This window comes from Streptomyces sp. NPDC024555, from assembly GCF_055559335.1.
On sequence record NZ_JBVHKV010000028.1, the window covers coordinates 32,210 to 54,189 of the forward strand.

The window sequence follows — 21,980 nt, forward strand, 5'->3', positions numbered from 1 at the left end:
GTCCGGTGAGAGGGTGACCGGCCGCGCCCCCGTCGTCGCCGGGTGCGCCGGCCCCGTCCCTGGGACAATGCCGGGAGGAGGGGCCGAGAGCCGACCGATTCCCGCTGGGGCCGCACATGTCCGATCCTCCGTCCGTCCGGGCCGACGCGGCGGTCCGCGTCTTCCTGCTCGACGACCACGAGGTCGTCCGCCGGGGCATCCGCGACCTCCTCGGCGCCGAACCCGGACTGGACGTGGTCGGCGAGGCCGCCACGGCCGCGCAGGCACTGGCCCGGGGGCCCGCCCTCCGGCCCGACGTCGCCGTGCTCGACGTCCGGCTGCCCGACGGGGACGGCATCACCGTGTGCCGGGAACTGCGCTCGCGCATGCCGGGGCTGGCCTGTCTGATGCTGACCTCCTTCGACGACGAGGACGCCCTGCTCGACGCGATCATGGCGGGGGCGGCGGGGTACGTCCTCAAGCAGATCAACGGCTCTGACCTGGTGACGGCCGTGCGGACCGTCGCACGGGGCCAGTCGATGCTGGATCCCGCGACGACGGCGCGCCTCCTGCGCTCCGTACGGGGCCCCGGGGAGGACGCTTCTCCGGAGGACGGGAGGCTCTCCGCGCTGTCCGACCGGGAACGCTCCGTTCTCGACCTGATCGGCGAGGGACTCACCAACCGCGAGATCGCCGGACGCCTGTATCTGTCCGAGAAGACCGTCAAGAACCACATCTCGCGGCTCCTCGGGAAACTGGGGGTGGAACGCCGTGTGCAGGCGGCGGTCATCGCCACGGAGGTACGGGAGCACGCGGAGCAGGAGAAGTGACGCGTCCCCCGGTCCGCGGACCGTTCAGCCGCCCGCCGGAGGGAGCGGGACCCGCCACACCAGCTCGGTGCCGCGCCGGGGTGCCGGACGGGTGCGGACGGTCAGACTCCCGCCCAGCCGCTCCGCCCGCTCGGCCAGGTTCCGCAGACCGCTCCGGCGGATTCCCTCCGGCAGTCCGACACCGTCGTCGGTCACGGTCACGACCACCCGTCCGGCGTCCGCGACGACCGACGTCTCCACCCGGGACGCCCGCGCGTGGCGGGCGACGTTGCTGAGGGCCTCCCCGATGACCGCGATCACCTGATCCGCCACCTCCTCGGGCACCTCCGTGTCGATCAGGCCCTCCATCCGCAGGGCGGGCACGCACGCGAGCGAGGGCCTGGCGTCGTCCACCGCGCGCAGGACCCGGGACCTGAGCTTCGGAGCGGATCCGGCCGTCCCGTGCTCCCGGAGACCGAAGATGGTGGTGCGGATGATCTTGACGGTGGCGTCGAGGTCGTCGATGGCCCGGGTCAGCCGCTCGACGCCTTCGGGGTGTTCGATGAAGGGCCGTACGCTCCGCAACGTCATGCCCGTCGCGAACAGCCGCTGGATCGCCAGGTCGTGAAGGTCACGGGCGATCCGGTCCCGGTCCGCCAGAAGGCTCGTCCGCTCCGCGTCCCGGCGGCGCCCGGCGAGTTCGAGGGCCAGGGCCGCCTGTGCGGCGAAGCCCGGCAGCGCGGCGGTCTCCACGGCCGTGAACGCCGTCCTGCCCCGGCTGCGGGCCAGCACCAGGACGCCGCTCAGCTTCTCCTCGGTCCCGACGGTCACGGCCACCGCCGGTCCGAAGCCCTCCCACCGGTCCGGCCGCCGCGTGATCCGGGGATCGTCCGCGACGTCGTCGACGGTGACCATCCCGTCCGCCGCGAGCGCCGCGGCGGCAAGCGTTCCCTCGCTGCTGGGCAGCACGATGCCGCGATGCGCGTCGGCCTCCTCGCCCAGCGCGAGGGATCCGGTCAGCTCCCCGTCCGGCCCGACGAGGTAGAACGCCCCCAGATCGGCACCGGCGACGTCCATGGCCCGCGCCAGCATCCCTTCCAGCACCTCGGCCTCGGCCGCGCCGGAGAGGAGCGCGCTCGTGAAGTCGGAACTCGCGGCGAGCCACCGCTGCCGGCGGCGGCCCTCCTCGTACAGCCGGGCGTTCTCGATGGCGATGCCCGCCGCGACCGCCAGCGTCGAGACGACGGCTTCGTCGTCCTCGTCGAAGTCCCGCGCCCCCCGCTTCTCCGTGAGATAGAGGTTCCCGAAGACTTCGTCCCGGACCCGGACGGGCACGCCGAGGAAGGAGTGCATGGGCGGGTGATGGTCCGGGAATCCGTACGAGGCCGGGTGCTCCGAGAGCTCCCTCAGCCGCAGGGGGGCCGGGTGCCGGATCAGCTCACCGAGGATCCCGTGCCCGGAGGGGAGGGCGCCGATCCGCTCGCGCACCTCGTCGCCGATGCCGACGGGAAGGAACTCGACGAGGTCGTCGTCGCTCCCGATCACCCCCAGGGCCCCGTACTCGGCATCGACCAGAGTGACAGCGGCCTCGACGATCCCGCGCAGGACCTGCGGCAGGTCCAGCTCACGGCCGACGGACATCACGGCTTCGAGCAGCCCGTTCAGACGGTCCCTGGTCCCCCGCACCTCGTCGATGCGGGCCTGGACCTCCTCCAGGAGCTCGTCGAGTCTCAGCCGGGGAACTCCGGGCGCCGGGTTCTCGTGGTCGTCCCGGCCCATGGGCCACCTCCGCCGACAGGGTGAGGCCGGACAGCGCGCACGCGCGCGTGCTCCCAATCTAGGCCCGCCCGCCCGGCGGATCATCTCGGGCGGGCCTTTCCTTACTCCTCGTGGCGGAAGGCATCGGGGCGTGCGCCCGCGCGCCGGTGGCCGACCGGTCCGGGTGCAGGACCGTTCGGCCCTTCCGGCGTCCCCCGCCTCCGGCTGAAGCTGAGGAGTGAAGGGGTTTCCGGGCGGGGCGCGGCATTCCTCCCGCGAGGGCCGCGGGCCGTGGTGACCGGGACCCGGGCCCGATTCCGCGAAGCCGGTGCTCACGTGGAGAGAACAGGACACGCCATGGCGACGAAGGAATCCGATGCGTGGGTGGCGGCGCTGGTCGAGGACGCGGTGACCGCGCCTTCGATGCACAACGCCCAGCCCTGGAAGTTCGTCTTCTCCTCCGGCACGGGAGTGCTCGCGCTGTACGGCGATCCCGTCCGGACCATGCCGGTCGCCGACCCGGACCACCGGGGACTTCACCTGGGGTGCGGAGCCGCGTTGTTCAACCTCCGCGTCGCGGCCGCGCACCGGGGCTGGACCGCCCTCCCCGAGCTGCTCCCCCGCTCCTCGGACTCCTGGCACCTCGCCGATGTCACGCTCCGGCCGACCGGATCCCCCGAGACGGAACTGTCGTCGCTGTACCCCGCCCTGCGCCGGCGGCACACCAGCCGCTCCCCCTTCTCGGACGAGCGGATTCCCACAGCGATACTCGACGGGCTCTCGGCCGCCGCTCATGTGGAGGGCTGCGTACTCACCGTTCCGGGAAGGTGGCACACGGAGACCGTCATGGAACTGGTCCACGACGCGGAACTCTTCGAGTCGGCCAGTTCCTCGATGCGTGAGGAGATCGCGTCCTGGACGCGCACCGGCCGGGCCGGGGACGGGCTGAGCACGGACGGGATCCCCGCGGAGGCGTTCGGCCCGAGGCAGTTCGGCGTCACCGCCCCGACGCGGGACTTCGACCCCCTGCACACCGAGCGGAACCGCGCCGAAGCGGTGTTCGAGAGGGATCCGCAGATCGCGCTGCTCGGCACGGTGAAGGACAGGCCCGTGGACTGGCTGCGCGCCGGCCAGGCGCTGGAGCACGTGCTGCTGCGGGCCACCCTGGACGGACTCGCCACATCGCTGATGTCGCAGCCGCTCGAATGGCCCGAACTCCGGTCCTTCGCACGGGACCCCGGCTCCGGCATGGGCTTCGTCCACCTGCTGCTCAGGCTCGGCTACGGCCCCTCGGGGTTCGCGACCCCGCGCAGACCGGTCGGCGAGGTCCTCACCCTCCGATGACCCCGCGCAACGGGCCCGCCCGGTGACCCCGCCGTCCGCCGTCCGCCGTCAGGGGAGCCTGAACCAGCGCTCCGCGCCGGCCGGGACGGTGACGCGCCGCTCTCCGGGCAGCAGCACGGCGAGCGGCCCCATCGAGGAAGCGGGGACGCTGATGCCGATCCGGCCGGGCAGCAGGCGGATCCGGATCCCCCGGTGGCCGCGGAAGCACAGCGTGAAGGAGAGGCGCGGAATCTCCGGCAGGGCCACGGGATCCACCCGCAACCCCCCGGCTCCGGCCTCCAGGCCCGTGATCCCCCGCTGGACCAGGTCCAGGGTGCCCGCCATGGCACCCAGGTGCACGCCCTCGCCTGTGGTGCCTCCCTGCGTGTCCGCCACGTCTCCGAGCAGCGCCTCCTTCACGTACGGCCATGCCTCCGGCCCTTTCCCGCGCGCGAGTACCCAGCCGTGGACGAGGCTGCTGAGCGTCGAACCGTGGCTCGTGCGCCGCGCGTGGTACGCGACGGTCGCACGCCACACGTCGTCGTCCAGCCGGTAGCCGAGCCGGGTGAACAGTGCGGCGAGGTCGGCGGGGCGGAAGACGTAGCCGAGCATGAGCGTGTCGGCCTGCTTGGCCGCCTGGTACCGGTTGACCGTGTCGCCCTCCGCCTCCAGGATCCGGTCCAGTCTGCGGATGTCCCCGTACCGGCGGCGGTAACCGGCCCAGTCCAGTTCCGCCAGTCGGCCGTACCCCTCGAACTGGCTGACCACGCCGTGGTGGAAGGGCACGTACAGGCGGCGGGAGACATCGTTCCAGTGGTCGTACGCGCCGTCGTCCAGGGACAGTTCCTCGCTCAGTTCCCGGCGCCGGTCCCCGGGAAGTTCGTCGAGCAGGTCAAGGGCGCGTGCCAGGACCCAGGCGGCGGTCACGTTGGTGTAGGCGTTGTCGTCGATGCCGGGGGCCGCCGCGCCGGGATAGGCGTCGTGGTATTCGTCGGGCCCGACGACTCCGCGCAGCCGGTAGCGGCCCCGGTCCCGGTCGAAGGCGGCGGCGTCCGCCCAGTAACGGGCCACCTCCAGCAGGATCTCCGCACCGGCGGAGTGGAGGAAACCGCGGTCGCCCGTGGCCCGCGCGTACCGCCAGACGTTGAGGGCGACGGCGGAACCGACGTGCCGCTGGAGGTGGGAGTGGTCGGGCAGCCAGCGGCCGGACCGGGGGTTGAGGTGCAGCGACTGGGTCTCCTCGCGTCCCGAACCGGCGCTCTGCCACGGGTACATGGCCCCCGCGCGGCCCGCCCGCCGCGCCGCCGCACGCGCCGCGGGCAGCCGGCGGTACCGGTACATGAGCAGCGCGCGGGCGACCTCGGGGAAGTGCAGGGTCACATAGGGCAGCACGAACAGTTCGTCCCAGAAGACATGTCCCCGGTACGCCTCGCCGTGCAGTCCCCGGGCGGGCACGCCGACGTCCATCTCCGCGGAGTGGGCCGACAGCGTCTGCAGCACATGGAACAGGTGCAGACGCAGGATGTGCCCCGCGTCGCCGGGCACGTGCAGTTCGGCGTCGTGCCACAGCCGCCGCCAGGCGGACCGGTGCGAGACCAGCAGGGCGGAGAAGCCCGGCGCGTGCCGGACGTCGTCCACGGCCGCCGCCAGGGGGTCGTCGGCCGGACGGTCGCGTGACGTGTGCAGGGCAACGGTCTTCGTGACCGTCACGGAGCGGCCCCGGGCCACCGGGATCACGTACCGCTGTACCGCGGCGGTCGCGGCGTGGCCGTCGGCGGCCTCTGCCGGAGGGTCGGTCCGGGTGCGGACGACCAGCGCGATCCGGATGTCCGACGCGACGGTCCGGCAGGTGAGCCGGGCGATCCCGCCGGGCTCCGATCCGGTGCGGTGAGCCGTCAGGTGGTGGCCGTCGAGGTCCCGGTAGCGCTCGACCCCGGCGTTCTCGACGGCGCCGTCGAGAACGGATTCGACTTCGAGGGCGCCCGTCCAGCCGTAGGCGCGGAAGTGGCTGCGCTGTGCGGCCAGTCGCGGGTTGCCCATGTGGACGATCCGGTGGTGGGTGACGCGCAGGGCGTGGCCCTCGGCATCCCGGAAGAACAGGCGGTGGGTGAGGACACCGGCCCGGAGGTCGAGACTCACCCCGTACCGCTCCAGGTCCTCGGAGTCGGGGGTCAGCCAGTCGCCGGGGGCGCCTCCGTCGGGCAGGCAGCGGTAGCGCAGCAGGGTCCAGTTCGGCAGGTTGACCATGTCCTCGTTCTCGACCCGCCGCCCGGACACGACCGAGGCGAGGCGGTCGTAGCACCCCGCGAGGTAGGTCCCGGGATAGTGCACGGTGTCCGCCCGGCACTCCGGAGCGGAGCCTCGGGTGGCGAATCGCCCGTTGCCGAGGGTGCAGAGGGTCTCGGCCACCCGTTCCGTCGCCGGGTCGTACGCGCCGTAGCTCCAGGTCCAGGCCGTCGTCACGTGGGTGCTCCCGACAGGTGCGTGAGCAGTGCCGTCAGTTCTCGGAGGACGAGGTCGGCGCCCCCGGCGGCGAGTGCGGAGGCGCGGCGGGGATCCGCGGCTCGGTCCACCCCCACCACGGCGCCGAAGGCTCCGCGCCGCCCGGCCTCCACCCCGGCGAGGGCATCCTCCACCACCGCCGTGTCGCCGGGAGGTGTCCGCAGGCGGGAGGCCGCCTCCAGGAACAGCGCCGGGTCGGGTTTGCCGGGGAGCCGCAACCGCGCGGCCTCCCGGCCGTCGACCTCGGCGTCGAAGAGGTCGCCGATGCCCGCCGCGTCCAGAAGGTCCCCGGCGTGCCGGGACGCGGAGACCGCGGCGCACCGGATGCCGTCGCCGCGCAGACCCTGAAGGGCCGGGACGACGTCCGGGAACGGCGGCACGGGCCCGCTGCGCAGCAGGTGGGTGAACACCTGCTCCTTGCGCGCGGCCACCGCCCACACGCTCCCGCAGCCGGGCGGGTCCCCGGCGTGGCCGGCGGGCAGGGCGAGACCGCGCGCTTCGAGGAAGGCGCGGGCGCCGTCGAAGCGCGCCTTGCCGTCCACCAAGCGGCGGTACTCCCCGTCCGCGTCGAAGGGCGGCTGCCCGCTCGCGCGTGCCTCCAGGCAGCCGTCGAACGCGGCCTTCCAGGCCGCGGCGTGCAGGGACGCGGAGTCCAGCAGCACTCCGTCCGTGTCGAAGACGACGGCCCGGACGGACGCGAGAGCGGGACGGCCCGTCATCGTCCCGCCGGGGCGAGCCGGCCGACGGCATTGTGCTGGGGCTCGCCGAGCACCACCTTGAGCGCGCCGGTGTCCGCCGCACGCCCGAACACGTCGTAGGCCTCCTCCATCTGCCCCAGCTCGAACCGGTGGGTGACCAGTCCCGTCGTGGGAAGCCTCCCGGCCGTCAGCAGACGCAGCAGCAGCGGGGTGGACGAGGTGTCCACGAGTCCGGTGGTGAGGGTGATGTCCTTGATCCAGAGGTCTTCCAGGTGCAGGACGGCGGGTTTGCCGTGGACGCCGATGTTGGCCACGTGGCCGCCCGGCCGGACCATGCGCGTGCACATCTCGAACGATTCGGGGACCCCGACCGCCTCGATGACGACGTCGGCGCCCAGGCCGTCCGTCAGATCCGCCACGAGTTGCTCGGGGCGTTCGTCGGCGCGTGCCGTCGCCTCGGCTCCGAGGGACCGTGCCGCGTCCAGTCGCGGCTCGGCCAGGTCGACGACGACGACGCGCTCGGGCGAGTGGAGACGAGCGGTGAGGAGGGTGGCCAGGCCGATGGGGCCAGCGCCGACGACCACGACCGTGTCGCCCGGCCGGACCGCCCCGTTGAGGACGCCCACCTCGTAGGCGGTCGGGAAGATGTCGGCGAGGAGGACCGCGTCGGCGCTGTCGACGGAGCCGGGCAGCGGATGCAGGGAGAGATCGGCGAAGGGCACCCGGACGTACTCCGCCTGCGTGCCGTCGACGGTGTGCCCGAGGACCCAGCCCCCGCCGCCCGTGCACTGGCCGTAGCGGGCCTCGCGGCAGAAGCGGCACCGCCCGCAGGCGGAGACGCAGGAGACGAGGACACGGTCGCCGGGACGGACGCCCCGGACGCCGCCGCCGGTCTCCACCACGGTCCCCACGGCTTCGTGTCCGAGGACCCGTCCCGGCTCCACCTCGGGCACGTCGCCCTTGATGATGTGGAGATCGGTCCCGCACAGGGTCACCGCGTCCACCCGGACGATCGCGTCGCCGGCGTCCTCGACACCGGGATCCGGCACGTCGCCCCATTCGATGCGGCCAGGGCCTCGGAAGAGAAGTGCCTTCATGACGCGGCCTTCTTCCTGTCTCTCGGCAACGGGCTCACCACCAGGTTCGCCCCCGGTCCGGGAAAGCGCATGGGCCGGTCGGTCCCCAGGGGGTCCCCGGCGGCCCGTCCGGCCCGGTCTCCCGGTGCGACGGCGGCGCGGAAACGGCGAAGAGCCCTGTGGGCGGTTCTCCTCGCCCGCGGGACGCGCGGGGGCCGCCCCCGCCCGCGCGTTCCCCGGCGCCGGGCCCGTCCGGCCCGGATCGGGACCGGTCGGCCCTCGCCCGGTCCGCGGCACCGGGCGACACTGGACGTGTACGTGTTTCCCCGGCCCGCGCACTGGCGGGAGGAGGCGCTGTCATGACGCGTCACGCAGCCGTCGGAGTGGACGGCTCCGCCGAGAGCGCCGCGGCGGTCGACTGGGCGGCCCGCGAAGCCCGGCTCCGTGAGATCCCGCTCCTGCTCGTCCATGTGACGGAGACACCGGCCGGCCCCGAGACACCGGTGGATTTCGCCCGCGCCCAGAGGGACCGCGCCGAGCACGTGCTGCGCGATGCCGCGGACAGGGCCCTCGGCCGGCACCCCGGCCTGGAGATCACCACGCGCACCGCGCAGGGACGCGCCGCCGAGGCGCTCACCGCCGCCGCGGACGACGCCGAGGTGATGGTGCTCGGATCACGGGGGCTCGGCAGGGCAGCCGGCTTTCTCACCGGTTCGGCCTCGCTGCCCGTGGTCGCCGCGTCCCGCCGGCCGGTGGTTCTCGTGCGGGCGCGGAGCGCCGCGGAAACGGCGCCGCAGCCCGGTGGGACGGAGCCGGACATCGTCCTCGGGCTCGACATCCGGCATCCGTGCGACCCGCTCATCGCCTTCGCCTTCGGCGCGTCCTCCCGTACGGGCGCGAGACTCCGGGTCGTGCACAGCTGGTCCCAGCCGGCGGCGTACGGATACGCGGCCATCACGGACCCCGGGATCGGGATCGAACTGGAGCAACGGGTCGCGGAAGGGCTGGCGGACATGGTCAGGCCCTGGCGTTCCAGGTTCACGGAGGTCGCGGTGACCGAGAGCGTCGTGAACGGGCCGCCGGCCGCGGAGCTGCTGCACGCGTCGAGGGGTGCCGACCTTCTCGTCGTCGGTCGCCGCGACCGGGCCACGTCCTCGGCCTCCCACCTGGGCCACGTGGCCCAGGCCGCGCTCCACCACTGCGACGCACCGGTCGCGGTCGTCCCGCACGAGTGAACACGCCCGGACCCACGGGGGGTGCCCGCACGGCGGGGTCGTGGCCTCAGTCGTCGTCGCCCGGGGCCCCGCGCACGAGGATCCTGCGGCCGGTGACCCGGCGCGGTGACAGCACCATGACGTGGTCGCGCTCCTCCCCCGCCCACGGCGCCGAGTGGGCCGCCTCCCTGAGCCGGCGCGCGGCCTCCTCGTCCGTCACGGCATGGACGGGCCCGACGAGCATGACGCTCCACCCGCGGCTGAAGGCATCATCGATGTGGTCGGCCTCGAAGGCGATCTCCGTACCCTCGGCGGCGGCGAGCGAGGAGCGGTCCGTCGTGCTGAACATGACCTCGCCGTCCAGGACCTGGTAGTTCAGCGGCAGCACGACCGGCCCGTCTCCGCCGGACAGCGCCACCCTTCCCACACCGTGGTCACCGAGCAGGGTCCAGCATTCCTCGGCGTCGAGTTCCACCATCCGGGCCTGCCGCGCCGCCGGGGCGAGCCCGGTCGGCAGGTCCCCGGTCGCCCCCGTCAGCTCGTCGACCGTCGTTTCGAGCGCGTCGGCCAGCCGCAGCAGAAAGCCGATGCCCGGTGCGGCCGAGGCGTGCTCCTCCACGTACTCGATGTACCCCGGCGCCGCGGCCGCGCGCAGGGCGACATCCCGCCTGGACAGGCCGAGCTGCTTGCGCCGCGTGGCGACTCGCCGGCCGATGTCGCCCCGCGCCGGATGTGGTGGTGAGGGCATCTCCGAAGCTCCCTGTCCCCTCGACACGTCGTGCGCGTACGACGCCACGCTAACGACAGTCGGGGCTGTGCGCAGGCCGGGAGCGCACCGCTCCGGGAACGGCCACCGCTCGGCGCCGCCCGGTCCCCGGCCGGTCCCCAGGATGACCGTGCTGGCGACAAAATGTGCTCTGGCACCTTTGGTCACTGCAGGACGGAAGGCGGACAGGGGCCGGTCTGCGAAGAATCGATCGGATCCCGCCGGCGGGGCCGCTCCGCATGGTGCTGCAGCAGTTCGCCTCGCTGTTCGTTCCGTGAAGGGTGGTCTTCGTACGTACTCGACAGACCGCGACCGTGCTCCGCATGCGGCCCGGCTCGCTCAACGAGCGCAGCCTGGCCGGTGGGCGGACGACTCCCACACCGCTGACACGGTCTACGACCGTCGCCATGGGGCAGGGACCAAGAACCCGCTGGACAGTGTTCCCCAGTTCGGCGGTCCTGCCCGTGCGGTTGTCGCATCAGCCCGGGGCGCGACAGCTTCGGGAGCCTGATCGATCAGATGCCGGGGGTGAACTCGCGATCGAGGATGGCGTGGACGATGGAGTCGCGCCACTCCCCAGCTTTCAGCACGTGCTCGCGGATAGTGCCCTCCTCCACCATTCCTACGGCCAGCATGGTCTTGGCGGAAGCCTCGTTGTGCGGGGAGCGGGCGCCCCAAATGCGGTGTAGATTCGGGTCGTTGAAGCCGAGGGAGAGTAGCAGTCGAACAGTCTCCACACCGTACCCTTTTCCCCATATGTCCGGCCGCAGTGCGAAGCCGATGGTGGCTCCGCGCTGCTGATGGGGGTCTAGTGCGAGACGGCCGAATCCGATCAGTTCCGCCCTCTCCTGGTCGATCACCCCGATCGCATACTCCGTACGGGGAACGGCCACGGCAGACACCATAGACCGAGCCACGATCTGTGCGATCTGTTCGCGGTTGCGCGGTTCGAACGACATGTGAGCCGTGGCCTCGGGACTGCCGTAGATGGCGAGCAGTGCCTCCACGTCGGTGGGAGCAAGCTCTCGCAGGCCGAGGCGCCCACTGGAACGGGTGATCGGGTGCATGCCCCGGACTCTACCCGCGGGGCAGTGCGGGCCGGTTGGCCAGGAACGCTTCGATCTCCGCTCGGAGGTCGCGGGCGACCACCGCCGTCCGCACGGGCGCTCACCTCCTCCGTGCCGCCGCTGACGCAGTACGCCGGCCCGGACCTGATCGACGCCATCGCTCACCACGGCCACGACCCCGCCTGGGTCCAGTCCGGCGCGCCGACCCAGCAGGAATACGGTCAGTGGGCCCCCACCTGTGCGGGATGGTGTGCATGCAGACGGCGCTGCTCCACCGCGACTGGGCGACACCGACCCTGTGGAGCCCGCGCGAGGGCGCCGTACGTGCCGGCGCCTACGAGGTGACCGGCGACAGGATCAAGGGGCTGATCTACGGGCCGTTCGTCGACTTTACCGAGCAGGGTACGTACATCCTCGCGTCGGCCCACTGCCCGGGGCCCATCGACTCGTCGACGCAGCAGAACAGGACGACCGGCGCCCCGAAGGCCTGCACGTTCAGCGTGGCGATCTTCCTGGGGCGGTCGGAGTCCTCGCGCTCGGGTCCGGGTTGTCGCGGAGCCATCGGAGCACCTGTCGCGCGTGCTCGTTCGGCGGGAAGACCGGGTAGAAGACGTGCTCGATCACGCCGTCGCGAATGACGAGCGTGATGCGTTTGTACAGCGGCACCCCCGCCCGCCTCGAACGTGGGCAGGCCCAGCGTCGCGGACAGGCGGAACTCCGTGTCGGAGAGCATCGGAAACGGGAGGCGCAGGCGGTCCGCCACCTCCTACTGGTAGGCGGTTCGCCGGCTAGACAGGCCGTAGACACGGGGCGTACCGGCGAGCACCAGGTCGTCGTGGTGGTCGCGGAAGTCGCAGGCCTCGCTGGTGCATCCGCGGGCTCCGGGGACGCTGTTCCAGCCCTCGGGGAGGTCTGTGTCTGGGCGTCCGGTGAGCGGGTAGCAGTAGACGATCGACCGGCCCTCGCCCAGCGCGACGGTGCCGCCTGTGGTGTCGGGCAGTTCGGTCTCCGGTACTGCCCGGCCCGGGAGGTGCACGGCGGTCCCATCGCCCTCGGGGACAAGCAGGTTCGCGGGGAGTCGGGTCAGGTCCGCCGTCGCGTTGTCCTCTTCGGCGGCCGCTCCCTGTGTGCGGCCGGTGCGATGGGCCGCCTCGTGGAGGTGCTGGGAGAGCACGGAACGGCGGGTGGTCAGCTCCTCGATCCGCCGGGTCAGGTCGTCGATGACCTCGCGGTGGGCGGCCAGCGAGGACGGGCAGTCGCGATCAGGCCCAGCGACTCGTAGGAGCGAACCTTCTTCGTCGTCACACCCGCGCGCCGCGCGACCTCACTGATCCTCATCGTGCGACGAACGTAAACCCTGCCCCCCCGGGGCAACGTCAAGGGCCTGCCGGGCGAGGCCCTCGGGCCCCGGCCCCGGCGCGGCTTCGCCCGCCGCCGGAACCGAGCGAGCACCCGGTGGTGTCCGTCCAGGGACTCGTACGATCACCGACACACTTCCAGAGGATCTCGCCTCCATGACGGCAGCAGCCACCCCTTCAGATGTCCGAACCCGCCGGGACTATCTTCCGTACCGACTCCGACGAGAGGAACTGCTTTCGGAGTCAGCCGACGCCATGGTCGCCCGCCCGGCCGAGTTCCCGGCCCAGGAGCGCGAACGGGGCCGGAGTTGGCCCGGGAGTCGCTCGTAGGTTCACGGGGGCGGTGGATGGGTTTCTACCACGCCAACGCCGTACTGACCGTGATCCGTTACGAGCCCGGCCGGCCGTCGTGCTCCTCTACAACGACACCGGTCACCCGCCAGTGAAGCTGCGCTCGGACTGTTCTCCGGACGACCTGCACATCTGAGGGGCATGCCCCCCGGAACGACTGCGGTCCGCCTCCGGACTCGGGGGCGGACCGCAAGGTCAGGACCTCGCCCTGACCGCAGGTCAGGGCTTCGCTTCGTGGCAGGCCCGGGCCGTCAGGACTCGCGTCATGAACCGGCCCGGGCCGTCCTCAGGGTGTCGTCTCAGCGCGCGGCGTAGCCGAATGCCGTGCCCGCTGCGGGCAGGCCGCCGGTGCCGGGCTGGTAGGTGGTCACCGCGCCGTCGGTGCCGCCGGGGATGACGTTGCCGATCGGCAGGGCGTACAGCGCACCATAGGCGCCGGGTCCGTAGGGCAGACCGGCGTAGAGGTGTGTGCCGGTGAAGTGGATGCTCTCGCCCAGACGCTGGCCGGCCTTGGAGGTGCCGGGGATGCCGTCGCCGTCGCCGGCCTCGATCCACAGGTCGTTGTCACCGGCCGAGCCCAGCATCGAGAAGACGTGGATCGCACCGGATTCCTTCTCCGTGCCGATGGCTTCACCCGGGGTTCCGACGGCGACCAGCAGGGTGGAGGTGGTGGCCACCGAGCGCGGCGCGGTGTTGATCGCGGTCAGGCTCTCGCCCATCCGGTCGCCGGTCTCCGAGGTACCCGAGACCGTGTCGTCGCTTTCGCCCTGCCGCAGTTCGCGCAGGTAGGTCCAGGTGCCGTCGGCGTTGATCCGGACGAGGATGACCCGTCCGGCGTTCGCGTGGTCGGTGCCGCCCGAGGTGGTGGTCTCGCCCGGCGAACCGATCGCCAGCATCGAGGTGGTGGCGCCTGCGGAAGCGGAGGCGCGGTACGCGGTCATTGCCAGGGCGGCGCCGAACTCGTCGTCCTTCTCGGCGGCGCCGGTCACCGCGCTGTTGTCCTGGTCCATGCCTCCGATGGAGGTGGGCCGGCCGTCCGCGTCCAGGGTGTGGCTGAACAGGGCCACCGTGCCGGAATTGGTGTCGGTGCCGATGGCCTCGCCGGGTGCGCCGATGGCGAAGAAGTTTCCGTCACCGGCGACGGCGGCGCCGAACCGGTCGCCCGCCTCAGCTGCTCCGGGCACGGCGGCCGGCAGGTCCTGGTGGAGGGCGCGGCTGGTGTCGCCGTAGACGTAGAAGGCCATTCCGGCCGCGGGGCCGGTGCCGACGGTCTCGGCCTGTGCCTCGGAGGCCGACGGGCCGACGGACTCGCTCCGGACCCCTGAGGCCGAAGGGCCGATGGACTCGCCGGGCACGCCGATGAGGATCCACGGACGGCCCGCGGCGGTGGTGCCGGCCGCGAGGGCCTTGCCCATGTTGTCGCCGGTCTCGGAGGTCGAGTCGGAGATCGCGCCGGTGCCCGAACCCTGCTCAAGGAGCTTGTGCTGCACGGCACCGGTGCCCAGGCCGTTGCGACCGCCGAAGAGTATGTCGACCATGCCCGCGTTCGCGGCGCCGTTCAGCGCCTCGCCCGGGGACCCGACCACCAGGTCGGTGTAGCCGTCCTGGTTGTAGTCGACGGTGGCCAGGGTCTCGCCGAAGGCGTCGTTCGCCTCAGCCGCACCGCCCACCCAGTCCAAGTCCTGGTCGATCTGAGCGATGCCCTTGCCGGCGCCGTACACCAGCCGGACGAGCCCGGCTCCGGCCTTGCCGTTCACGGTCGCCTTGGCGTCGGCGACGGCGATGTCCTCGACGCCGTCCCCGTTGAAGTCGGTGATCGCGGTGGCGCCGATCTTGGAGTCGATCCAGGACTTCAGGTCGTCGACGCGGGCGGTGACGCCCGCAGTGCTCGTCTGGGTCTCGTCGGTGCCGAAGCAGCCGCCCTGGAAGGACTGGCTGTTCAGGGCCACCAGCTGTGCCGAGCCGCCGGCACCCCGGAGGACGGGGCCGCCGGAGTCACCCATGCACGCGGCGGTGTCCTTGCCGGTGACGGCTGCCGTGGTGGCGGCGGCCGAGTCCACGGTGTAGGTGCCGGTGTGCAGCTTCAGGGGCGCCCACTCGTCCTTGGTGCGGCCGTATCCCGCGAACTTCAGCTCCTCGCCCGCGGCCGGGGCGGTGGTCGCCAGAGGGGCCGGGGCGACATCGGTGACGGGCCGATCGAGGCGGGCCAGCACGACGTCGCGGTCGGTACGCGGCACCAGTTCGACGATCTTGCGCTGGGCACCGGAGGTGGTGGTCAGGTCGGTGCGGCCGATCGTCGCGGTCACGTTCGACGCCGGGACCCCGGGGGTCACGGAGAGGCTCTGCGCCGGGTCGGCGGCGAAGCAGCTCGCGGCGGTGAGCAGCCATTCGGAGTCGACCAGGACACCGGAGCAGCCGCGGTCGTTGGAGCCGACGACGATCTGCGCTGTGTAGGCGTGGGTGGTGTCGGATGCCTCGGAGGCGGGTCCGGTGACGGCGGCGGCGGGTACGGCGCAGAGCGCGAGGGGCGCGGCCACGAGGGAGGCGGCCGCGGCGAGGACGCGGGAGCGTCTGGTAAGGCGCATGGGTTTCAGGATTCCTTGCTGAACGTGGACGAGGGGTCTGCGGTGCTGGACAGGGCGGTTGCGGGGCCCAGAGCGCGGCTACTTGGCCGCCCGGATCTCCACGAGCATGTGCTCGCGGCCCTCGTCGTCCACGGACTCGCCCACCGGGGTCCAGGTGTTCTTGGTGATGTCGAAGGACTTCTCCTCGGTGCCGACGGTCATGTCGACGGTGGTGGAGTAGTCGTTGCCCTTGATCGAGTAGACGGCGGGGATCTCCAGGGTCAGCCAGCCCTCGTTGCCGACGACGTTGAAGCAGATCTTGGCAGCGTTGTCACGGGCCAGGAGTTCGAGCTGTCCGGTGCCGGCGACACAGTCGGCGAGCGTGATGTGGCCGTCCCCGCGCTTCAGGACGAGGTGCTTCTCCGCCAGAATCTTGTCGGCCTGGGGGTAGTTGTAGTCCTCGACCGCGTAGCCGGGGTCTCCGTCCGCGACCAGCTCGGAGGACGACTCCTGGGCGGGCGATCCAAGGAAGCCGGTGGTCATCGCGAGGATCGCGAGTGCGCCGGTCGCCGCAGTTCCGAGAATCCTTGCCGCAAGCCGATTTCTCCGCTGCCGCACGGTCATTGTGCTGTGTCTCCTCATTGCATTCCTCAGTTCGAAACGGAATCACAGGCATACGAAATAGACCCTTGCACACAAGGGCCGCCCCATCGCCTTGAGATGGCTCACCCGGCCCTCGACGCACACGTTGTGACGCCGCGTCATGGATGCGGGCACAGCCATGCCAGCACGAAGAGGAGGCCCGGTCCAGCTACCCGATCCACTCAGAATCGGACAATGGCCACACGCACAGTGTGACCTTCACCATAAGAATGAAAAGGTTGTACGGGTACTTGTAAGAGACACGTGAACGTTCCGCTGCAACGGAGATGAATTGTCCAGATACTACGATGTAAATGGCTTCATGACGCATGAGTTACCCCACCCGATTTAACAACTCGGCTTTTATTGCTCGGCGTTGATAGGGTCATCGCAATCCAGTGACCGCCCCGATGCATTCCGTGGCGAGCCCTGCCCGCAGGATTGCGACGGGCCTCACCTCCACTGCCTTCGCGAGGAATTCCCTTATGCAGACAACGTTCTGGAGCAGACGCCGCGTGCTCGGCGCGCTCGCCGCCGTGACCGCCGTCGCGGCCACACCCTCGGTCCTGTCGCCGGCCACCGCCGCAGCTGCCGAAGGTGCCGCGCCCGAGCCGGTGCCGCTGCCGGACACCGAGCGCGCCCGGGTAGTCCGCGCATGGCTGACCGGCGGCAAGGCCGTCAAGTCCGCCGCTGCCGAGGCCCTCTACGGGTCGGACACCGACATCCAGACCTTCCTCGCCGAGACGCTGCCGAAGCAGACCGTGGAGGACAACCGGGTCGCGATCATCCGCAGCCTGGACCGGGCGGGCAAGGGCCTTCGCCGGGAGGCCGTCGCCGCACTGGACGACGGCGACACCGCGATAGCCGGCTTCCTCAAGGACGGCTTCGGCCCCGCCATCCTTGAGGACCTCCAGGTCGCCACCAGCATCGTCTCGTCCACCGGCGACAAGGCCGTGGTACGCGAGGCCAACGCCGCCCTCGACACCGGCACCGCGTCCGCGCTCACCGCCTTCCTCGCCGATCAGCAGTACGACGCGCGCCTGGAGGACACCCGGGTCCAGATCAGCACCATGCTGATGAGCGGTGGTCCGGAGGTACAGAAGTACGCGGACCGCGCGCTCAGCGGCACCGCGTCCGACGCCGAGTGGTTCATGGAGACCGGCCAGCACATCGCGCGCGCCCGCGACCAGGAGTCGGCGACCATCGAGGAACTGGTGGCCGTCGTCGAGCGCGAGGGCAAGCGCGCCGAGCGCGAGACCAACCTGGCCGTGGAGGCGGGGGCCCGCGCCGAGACCGCCGCCGCGAAGGCCAAGGAGGCCGCGCAGAAGGCCGCTGCCGAGGCGTCCGCCGCCCAGAGCGACGTGCGCAAGTCGGCAGCCGCGGCCCGCAAGGCGGCAAGCGCGGCGAAGGGTGCGGCGGACGCCGCCCGCAACGCGATCAACGCCTCCAACGCCGCGGTGCAGGCATCACGCCGCGCCTCCTGGGCAGCAGTCGGCGCCGCGCAGGCCGCCTCGAAGGCGGGCAGCGCCGCGTCCCGCGCGTACAACGCCGCGATCGCCGCGTCCAAGGACGCCGGCATGACGAAGGTCGCCAAGGACGCCGCCGTGGCCGCCAAGAACGCCGCGGGCAAGGCCCGTACGGCTGCCGCGGCCGCTCTGAAGGCCGCCCTCGCCGGCGACGCGTGCAAGGCCGCGGGCAACGCCGCCGCCTCCGCCGCCCGCAACTCGGCCGCCGCCGCCACCGCCGCCGCCCAGGCCGCCGTCGCGGCCGGTGCCTCCAAGGCGGAGGCCGACGAGGCCAAGCGTCAGGCCGCCATCGCCACCAGCGCCGCCAACCGCGCCAGCAACGCCGCCTCCACCGCCCAGGCCCTGGCGACCACCGCCGCGGCTGCGGCGCGCGCCGCCTCCGTCGCCGCCAACTCCGCCGCCGACCACGCCGAGAAGGCCGCGGACGCCGCCGACGAGGCCGTCAAGAACGCGGGCAAGGCCATCGACTACGCGAACAAGTCGACCGCCCACGCCGCAGAGGCCGTGAAGGCGGCCAACGTCGCCACCCAGGCCATCACCGATGCCCTGGAGGTGGAGAAGAACGCCCGCGCCGCCGAGGCCCAGACCCTGGAGCAGGACAAGCAGCAGGCCATCGAGGAGGCCCAGCAGCTCGCCGCGATCGAGCAGACGGAGCTGTCCGACGTCCGCGACAAGCGCCTCATGGAGGAGCGCACCAGCCAGCAGACCAAGGACGTCATCGCCAACGCGGAGACGGCTCTGTACGCCGGCGACATGGCGCTCGCCGCGACCCTGGGACGGCAGGCGGCGATCGCCCTGATCGACTCCCGCGGCGCCTACACCCGTCAGGCGGCCCAGCACGCCCTCGCCGGTTCCGACGACGACGTCTTCGCCTGGATCGACCTCGACCGGGCCCTCGCCCAGGGACAGGACGACCGCGAGACCACCCTCCACGTGGCGACGGTCGCCGCACCGAAGGTCGCCGAGGCCGCCGCGGCCGCTCTGGAGAGCGATGACTCGCTCGCCGTGGGGGACTTCCTCACCAGCGGTATGAAGCGCGCATCCGACGAGGAACTCCGCGTCGCCATCAACAAGATCCTCAATGATGAGCATACGGGCAAGGCCGTCAAAAAGGCCGGCGGCGACGCCCTGGACGAGAACACCACCGAATCCCTCAACTACTTCTTCGACCACGCCTACCCCCTGGCCACCCAGGAGGACGACCGGGTCCGCGCCAACGAGCTGATCAGCACCGCCGGCGCGTTCACCGGGGCCTACGCGCAAGTCGCGCTGGAAGGCCCGGCGTGGATGCTGCGCAACTTCATCACCGTGATCCAGTACCGCACGGCACAGCTCGACTACGACACCGCCACCCACGTCGCCGCGGTCCGCGGAGCCATCGCCGCCGCCGCGAAGATCGCCGAAAAGGCCCAGGAGGACGCGGCGCTCGCCTCGAAGGCCGCCGCCGAGGCCCGCAAGGACGCCGCCAAGGCCCAGGAGTGGGCGGACAAGGCCATCGACTCCGCCACCAAGGCTCAGAACTACGCCGATGAGGCACGGGACAACGCCAACGCCGCCGACAAGTCGGCCGCCGACGCCAAGGCCTCCGCCACCACGGCGAAGAACGCCGCCGCCACCGCCCACAGCGCGGCGCGCTCCGCCAACTACTCGGCGAACAAGGCCGTCGACTCGGCACGCGCAGCCCTCGCTTCCTCCGCCGAGGCACAGCGGTCGGCCGCCTCCGCCCGCGCCTCCGAGCTCGCGGCCGGCGCCGACGCGAAGGCCGCCGCCGCCGCGTACTCCCAGGCCAAGCAGATCGCCGCCGACAAGAAGCGGGCCGAGGAAATCTTCAAGGCCAAGGAGGCCGCCCTCGCGGCCGAGGAAGCGCGCAAGAACGTCCGGAACCCGGCCGACAACGTGACGAACGACCGGGTCAACCCCAACGGCACCGCGGACGGCGACGCCGACGAGTGGTGGAACGACGCCCAGTTCTACGCGGACGCCGCCAACATGGTCAGCGTCGGCGCCGGGTTCCTGGCGGCCGGCTGCGCCCTCGCCGCCACCGTGTTCCCGCCGGCCCTCGCGGCAGCCGGCTTCTTCGCAGGCGTCTCGGCCGGCGCGGGTGCCCTGGGCACCCTCTTCACGGGCATCGAGCACGGCTTCACCAGCGGCGCCTTCTGGGAGTCCGCCGCCGGCACCGGCCTGAGCCTGGCCACCTTCGGCGCCTACAAGTGGGTCGGCGCCGCCGACAAGGCGCTCGGCGGCAGCATCGTGAAGCCCATCGTCAGCAAGATCACCGACACCGGTGAAGACCTGGTCTCCGGGATCACGAAGGGCCTCAGCGACGTCTTTGGCCTGGCGGCCTGATCCCCCTCCCGCCCGGGGGGCGTCGCAGTCATGCGGCGCCCCCCGCTCTTCCCTCCCCCCTTTCACGGAAAGTCCCTGCCTCCATGCACGCGATACGCACCGGGCGCGCCCCGAAAAGACGCGCCCGCTCAGCCTTCCTGACCGGCCTCACCGCCCTGACGCTCGTCCTCACGACCGCCGTCACGAGCCAGGCGGCCGAGCCGCAGTCGTCCACGGCGACCACGTCGTCGGCCACCAAGGCCGCCGACACCGGCAACAGGACCAACACCCTCGCGGCCCTCTCCGGTGAGAAGTGCACCGCCACCGCGCCCGGCTCCAAGGAGCGCCGCGCGGGCGCCGTCGAATCCTGCGTGACCGTCGCTCCCGCCCCTGCTAAGGCGCAGCCCCGCGTCGCCGCCACCACCACCGCCACCGCCGGCAGCTGCGACATCACCAACCCCGGCAGCTACACGTACGAGCGCTTCTCGTACTGCGTGACCGGCATCAACATCACCTACATCCTTCGCAACAACAACGGTGTGGAGATCGGCCGCGGCACCCTGACGGTCTCCACCGGCGGCGACCTCTCCGCGACCGCCACGACCTGGAGCGAGGAGGTCACCGTCACGATGACGGGCGCCGAGGGCGATGTCACCGCCCTGAGCGCCAAGTTCCGCGCCTCCTGCGACGCCGGCTGTACCGCCACCAAGACCGCCCCCTGGTACAACAGCGACCTCGTCGTCGGAAAGACCCTCACCGGCACCGTCACCTACTCCTCGCCGCAGACGACGGGCTCCTCCGCCTCCTTCCTCACGGCGTACGCGATGTACGTGACGTCCCCGGGTGCGACGGCGACCGACCCGAACGCGTCGTGGAAGAACGCCCGTCAGATCCGGTGCGACGACGCGGTCGGGGGGAGTTCGGTGGCGGGATGCGCGGTCCCTTCGATCACGCCTGTCGTGCCGATGGACACCCGGACCACGGGCCAGGGCGCCGCGGTGGCGGCCTTCGTCTGGTCCCAGACGTATCTGGACGACCACTGGGGGCGCGACAAGCTCCTGACCCGGGCCACGAGCGGCGTTCCTGATCGCACGAACGCGACCTGTGGCAGCTTCAAGGCCGTAGACATCGTTCCGGACGACACCTGCGCCGGGTTCCCCTTCGCAGAGGTGAAGGAAGGCGGCATCGACGGCTCCCGGTGCGCCGAGGTCATTCCCAGTTTCAGCAACGGAGGCTGGGACTTCACCGCGCTGAACGGCGGCACGGACCTGGATCCCGCCACACCGTGCATGCGTGCCCACGTCTCGGCCGCCAACAAGAAGTTCGCCGATGACCAGCTCTCCGCGGGCTTCCAGGACCAGCGAGTGGTCGACGCCGACCAGTTCAAGCTGAAGGTCACGGCGACATCCCCCGGCTCGTGCCTGAACAACGCGCCGACCGGGTCGCGGACGTCCGGCCGCGGGTGGATCAAGAACACCACGGAAACGGTCCCCCACATCGAGAAGAAGAACTTGTCGAGCCCGGCCGGCGAGCGGGCGACCGTCGCGCGGGCCTGCCTGGGCAAACCGTACGTCGAGGGCAGCGACGCAACCAACGGGGACATCACCGGGTGGCAGGATGCCAAGGACTTCGCCGCACTCCCCGGCGTACCGACGGCCGGACTCGCCCGATGCCACCTGATCGCCAATACGTTCGGCGGCACCGGTCAGGTCGGAGACGGTGGGCTGACCAACCTCGTCCCCTGCTGGCAGGTGGGGATGAACACGGGAACACCGAGCATGCGGACGCATGAGGCCGAAGTAGTCAACGAGCTGAAATCCGATGATTTCGGCCCGAACGACTCGATCTTCTACGAGGTGACGCCCGTCTACGAGAGCGCCGACAGCACGATCCCCGTGGGCGTGAAGATGACCGGTACGCTGGTGCGTGCGAACGGATGGTCGCATCCAGTGTTCGATGACGAGTACATCCCCAACACCCAGGGCAATACCGGGAGTTTCAACCTCGGGAACTGACTCAGGT

The 21,980-nt window shown here is 71.7% G+C and carries 16 protein-coding genes; 5 read left to right on the top strand and 11 right to left on the bottom strand.

Features of this window, described 5'->3' with window-relative positions; translation table 11 throughout:
* Positions 1–116: 116 nt before the first annotated feature.
* Positions 117–809 (top strand): response regulator, encoded by a 693-nt coding sequence (locus ACZ4FH_RS33640; protein ID WP_385113501.1) that lies wholly within the window; start codon positions 117–119, stop codon positions 807–809.
* Between the two features lie 24 nt (positions 810–833).
* Here the strand turns inward: ACZ4FH_RS33640 and ACZ4FH_RS33645 are convergent, their stop codons facing one another.
* The gene (locus ACZ4FH_RS33645; RefSeq protein ID WP_467309564.1) at positions 834–2,567 is read right to left on the bottom strand and encodes a sensor histidine kinase; all 1,734 of its coding nucleotides are present in this window, start codon (positions 2,565–2,567) and stop codon (positions 834–836) included.
* Between the two features lie 336 nt (positions 2,568–2,903).
* On the opposite strand from ACZ4FH_RS33645, the gene ACZ4FH_RS33650 reads away from it, so the two are divergent.
* Positions 2,904–3,890 carry an Acg family FMN-binding oxidoreductase gene (locus ACZ4FH_RS33650; protein ID WP_467309565.1) on the top strand — a complete coding sequence of 329 codons (987 nt, stop codon included), beginning with the start codon at positions 2,904–2,906 and terminating at the stop codon, positions 3,888–3,890.
* 48 nt (positions 3,891–3,938) lie between these two features.
* Here ACZ4FH_RS33650 and ACZ4FH_RS33655 read toward each other — a convergent pair whose 3' ends face one another.
* The 3 genes from ACZ4FH_RS33655 to ACZ4FH_RS33665 are packed head-to-tail and all read right to left on the bottom strand — an operon-like array spanning position 3,939 to position 8,166.
* Complete coding sequence (locus ACZ4FH_RS33655) at positions 3,939–6,332, bottom strand: glycoside hydrolase family 65 protein (protein ID WP_467309566.1); 2,394 nt, start codon at positions 6,330–6,332, stop codon at positions 3,939–3,941.
* A complete protein-coding gene (locus ACZ4FH_RS33660) occupies positions 6,329–7,090 on the bottom strand; it encodes an HAD family hydrolase (RefSeq protein ID WP_467309567.1) in 762 nt (253 codons plus the stop codon). The genes ACZ4FH_RS33655 and ACZ4FH_RS33660 overlap by 4 nt, the downstream gene beginning before the upstream one ends.
* A complete protein-coding gene (locus tag ACZ4FH_RS33665) occupies positions 7,087–8,166 on the bottom strand; it encodes an alcohol dehydrogenase catalytic domain-containing protein (protein ID WP_467309568.1) in 1,080 nt (359 codons plus the stop codon). Before ACZ4FH_RS33665 ends, ACZ4FH_RS33660 begins: the two co-directional genes overlap by 4 nt.
* 338 nt (positions 8,167–8,504) lie before the next feature.
* Here ACZ4FH_RS33665 and ACZ4FH_RS33670 point away from each other — a divergent pair, with 338 nt between their 5' ends.
* Positions 8,505–9,380, top strand: coding sequence for a universal stress protein (locus ACZ4FH_RS33670; RefSeq protein ID WP_467309569.1), 876 nt, complete (start codon positions 8,505–8,507; stop codon positions 9,378–9,380).
* A gap of 46 nt (positions 9,381–9,426) precedes the next feature.
* Here ACZ4FH_RS33670 and ACZ4FH_RS33675 read toward each other — a convergent pair whose 3' ends face one another.
* The 7 genes from ACZ4FH_RS33675 to ACZ4FH_RS33705 all read right to left on the bottom strand — a co-directional run bounded on the left by ACZ4FH_RS33675 (position 9,427) and on the right by ACZ4FH_RS33705 (position 16,008).
* Positions 9,427–10,107, bottom strand: a complete 681-nt coding sequence (locus ACZ4FH_RS33675; protein WP_467309570.1) for a helix-turn-helix domain-containing protein — start codon at positions 10,105–10,107, stop codon at positions 9,427–9,429.
* A 533-nt stretch (positions 10,108–10,640) separates the two neighbouring features.
* The gene (locus ACZ4FH_RS33680; protein ID WP_467309571.1) at positions 10,641–11,192 is read right to left on the bottom strand and encodes a GNAT family N-acetyltransferase; all 552 of its coding nucleotides are present in this window, start codon (positions 11,190–11,192) and stop codon (positions 10,641–10,643) included.
* A gap of 370 nt (positions 11,193–11,562) precedes the next feature.
* A complete protein-coding gene (locus tag ACZ4FH_RS33685; protein WP_467309612.1) occupies positions 11,563–11,754 on the bottom strand; it encodes a hypothetical protein in 192 nt (63 codons plus the stop codon).
* Positions 11,755–11,958: 204 nt separating this feature from the next.
* The gene (locus ACZ4FH_RS33690; RefSeq protein ID WP_467309572.1) at positions 11,959–12,366 is read right to left on the bottom strand and encodes a thioredoxin domain-containing protein; all 408 of its coding nucleotides are present in this window, start codon (positions 12,364–12,366) and stop codon (positions 11,959–11,961) included.
* 35 nt (positions 12,367–12,401) lie between these two features.
* Positions 12,402–12,530, bottom strand: a complete 129-nt coding sequence (locus ACZ4FH_RS33695) for a MerR family transcriptional regulator (RefSeq protein ID WP_467309573.1) — start codon at positions 12,528–12,530, stop codon at positions 12,402–12,404.
* Between the two features lie 670 nt (positions 12,531–13,200).
* Positions 13,201–15,486 carry a trypsin-like serine protease gene (locus tag ACZ4FH_RS33700; RefSeq protein WP_467309574.1) on the bottom strand — a complete coding sequence of 762 codons (2,286 nt, stop codon included), beginning with the start codon at positions 15,484–15,486 and terminating at the stop codon, positions 13,201–13,203.
* A gap of 78 nt (positions 15,487–15,564) precedes the next feature.
* Complete coding sequence (locus tag ACZ4FH_RS33705; RefSeq protein WP_467309575.1) at positions 15,565–16,008, bottom strand: hypothetical protein; 444 nt, start codon at positions 16,006–16,008, stop codon at positions 15,565–15,567.
* 584 nt (positions 16,009–16,592) lie between these two features.
* On the opposite strand from ACZ4FH_RS33705, the gene ACZ4FH_RS33710 reads away from it, so the two are divergent.
* Positions 16,593–19,979 (top strand): ALF repeat-containing protein, encoded by a 3,387-nt coding sequence (locus ACZ4FH_RS33710; protein WP_467309576.1) that lies wholly within the window; start codon positions 16,593–16,595, stop codon positions 19,977–19,979.
* An 83-nt stretch (positions 19,980–20,062) separates the two neighbouring features.
* On the top strand, positions 20,063–21,973 hold the full coding sequence (locus tag ACZ4FH_RS33715; RefSeq protein ID WP_467309577.1) for a DNA/RNA non-specific endonuclease: 1,911 nt from the start codon (positions 20,063–20,065) through the stop codon (positions 21,971–21,973).
* Positions 21,974–21,980: the final 7 nt, after the last annotated feature.

Bases quoted from the DNA above. Each gene is read 5' to 3' on its own strand.
- ACZ4FH_RS33640 (WP_385113501.1), top strand. From the start codon at position 117: ATGTCCGATCCTCCGTCCGTCCGGGCCGACGCGGCGGTCCGCGTCTTC.
- ACZ4FH_RS33645 (WP_467309564.1), bottom strand. From the start codon at position 2,567: ATGGGCCGGGACGACCACGAGAACCCGGCGCCCGGAGTTCCCCGGCTG.
- ACZ4FH_RS33650 (WP_467309565.1), top strand. From the start codon at position 2,904: ATGGCGACGAAGGAATCCGATGCGTGGGTGGCGGCGCTGGTCGAGGAC.
- ACZ4FH_RS33660 (WP_467309567.1), bottom strand. From the start codon at position 7,090: ATGACGGGCCGTCCCGCTCTCGCGTCCGTCCGGGCCGTCGTCTTCGAC.
- ACZ4FH_RS33665 (WP_467309568.1), bottom strand. From the start codon at position 8,166: ATGAAGGCACTTCTCTTCCGAGGCCCTGGCCGCATCGAATGGGGCGAC.
- ACZ4FH_RS33670 (WP_467309569.1), top strand. From the start codon at position 8,505: ATGACGCGTCACGCAGCCGTCGGAGTGGACGGCTCCGCCGAGAGCGCC.
- ACZ4FH_RS33675 (WP_467309570.1), bottom strand. From the start codon at position 10,107: ATGCCCTCACCACCACATCCGGCGCGGGGCGACATCGGCCGGCGAGTC.
- ACZ4FH_RS33680 (WP_467309571.1), bottom strand. From the start codon at position 11,192: ATGCACCCGATCACCCGTTCCAGTGGGCGCCTCGGCCTGCGAGAGCTT.
- ACZ4FH_RS33685 (WP_467309612.1), bottom strand. From the start codon at position 11,754: ATGGCTCCGCGACAACCCGGACCCGAGCGCGAGGACTCCGACCGCCCC.
- ACZ4FH_RS33695 (WP_467309573.1), bottom strand. From the start codon at position 12,530: ATGAGGATCAGTGAGGTCGCGCGGCGCGCGGGTGTGACGACGAAGAAG.
- ACZ4FH_RS33700 (WP_467309574.1), bottom strand. From the start codon at position 15,486: ATGCGCCTTACCAGACGCTCCCGCGTCCTCGCCGCGGCCGCCTCCCTC.
- ACZ4FH_RS33705 (WP_467309575.1), bottom strand. From the start codon at position 16,008: ATGACCACCGGCTTCCTTGGATCGCCCGCCCAGGAGTCGTCCTCCGAG.
- ACZ4FH_RS33710 (WP_467309576.1), top strand. From the start codon at position 16,593: ATGCAGACAACGTTCTGGAGCAGACGCCGCGTGCTCGGCGCGCTCGCC.
- ACZ4FH_RS33715 (WP_467309577.1), top strand. From the start codon at position 20,063: ATGCACGCGATACGCACCGGGCGCGCCCCGAAAAGACGCGCCCGCTCA.